At 72.8% G+C, this 1,646-nt stretch carries 1 protein-coding gene; it reads right to left on the bottom strand.

Features of this window, described 5'->3' with window-relative positions; all coding sequences use genetic code 11:
• The coding region (locus IJH84_RS20470; protein ID WP_295147699.1) for a beta-ketoacyl synthase N-terminal-like domain-containing protein at window positions 1-1,646 on the bottom strand (1,646 nt) is incomplete at both ends.

Below are 1,646 nucleotides of genomic sequence, written 5' to 3'. Positions count from 1 at the left end.
GCTTGGGCGCGCAGCGCCGATTCCGAGCGGGCCGACAGGACCCACGGCACCGGCGTCGGCGGCAGGTCGATGACCTGCGGTCGTGCATCGGCGGGCTCGGCGATCGCCGGCCCGGCGACCGGCGCCTCCGGCGGCTGCTCCAGGATCGCGTGCGCGTTGGTCCCGCTGATGCCGAACGAGGACACACCGCACCTGCGAGGACCGGTCTCCGGCCACGGCGTGTTCTCGTGCAGCAGCGCGACCGTGCCCGGCGACCAGTCGATGTGCCCGGAAGGCTCGTCGGCGTGCAGCGTCCGCGGCAGCACGCCGTGCCGCATCGCCAGCACCATCTTGATCACGCTGACCACGCCGGCCGCGGACTGGGTGTGGCCGAGGTTGGACTTGACCGAGCCCAGCAGCAGCGGCTCGGCCGGATCGCGATCCCGCCCGTAGGTGGCCTGCAACGCCTGCGCCTCGATCGGATCGCCCAGCGCCGTGCCGGTTCCGTGCGCCTCCACCACATCGACGTCCTGAGTGGACAGTCCAGCGTTGGTGAGCGCCTGCCGGATCACCCGCTGCTGCGAAGGACCGTTCGGCGCGGTCAGGCCGTTGGACGCGCCGTCCTGGTTGACCGCGGAACCGCGCAGCACGGCGAGGATTTCGTGCCCGTGCCGCTGCGCGTCGGACACCCGCTCCAGCACCAGCATCCCCACGCCCTCGGACAGCGTCATCCCGTCCGCGTCGGCGGAGAACGCCTTGCACCGCCCGTCGCGGGCCAACGCGCGCTGTCGGCTGAAGGCGATGAACGGCGCGGGCTCGGCCATCACCGTCGCACCGCCTGCCAGCGCCAGCTCGGTCTCGCCGCTGCGCAGCGATTGCGCGGCCAGGTGCAGCGCCACCATCGACGAGGAGCACGCGGTGTCCACTGTGACCGCCGGGCCCTCCAGGCCGAACAGGTAGGACAACCGGCCGGACAGCACGCTCGGACTGGTGCCGGTGACCATGTGGCCCTCGGAACCCTCGGCCGCGCCGCTGCCGTAGTCCTGGAAGCTCGAACCGACGTAGGTGCCGGTGCGGCTGCCGCGCACCGCGCCGGGGTCGATGCCCGCGCGCTCGAACGCCTCCCACGTGGTCTCCAGCAGCAGCCGCTGCTGCGGGTCCATGCTCAGTGCCTCGCGCGGGGAGATCCCGAAGAATCCCGGGTCGAATTCCCCTGCATCGTGCAGGAATCCGCCGAGCGTGGAGTAGGTGGTGCCGTCCCGGTCCGGGTCCGGATCGTAGAGCCGGTCGGCGTCCCAGCCCCGGTCGTCCGGGAACTCGCTGATCGCGTCGGTGCCGCTGAGCACCAGCTCCCAGAATCGCTCGGGAGTGTCGGCGCCGCCGGGGAACCGGCAGCCCATGCCCACGATGGCGATCGGCTCGTCGTCGGCCGCGCCGGTCGCGGTGATCCGCTGGTCAGCGTCCCCGACCTCGGCGCCCACGACTTCGGCGCGCAGGAACGCGGCGAGCGCGGCCGCGCTGGGGTGGTCGAAGGCCATCGTGCTCGGCAGCGCGAGCCCGGTGCGGGCCACCAGCCGCTTGCGCAGCTCGACGGCGGTGAGCGAGTCGAAACCGATGTCCCGGAACGCGCGCTGCTCCGGGACGGACTCCGCTCCGCTGTGGCCGAG

It is taken from the genome of Saccharopolyspora sp., from assembly GCF_017434145.1.
Lineage (GTDB): Bacteria > Actinomycetota > Actinomycetes > Mycobacteriales > Pseudonocardiaceae > Saccharopolyspora_C > Saccharopolyspora_C galaxeae.
This window is presented reverse-complemented; position numbering and strand designations above follow the sequence as displayed.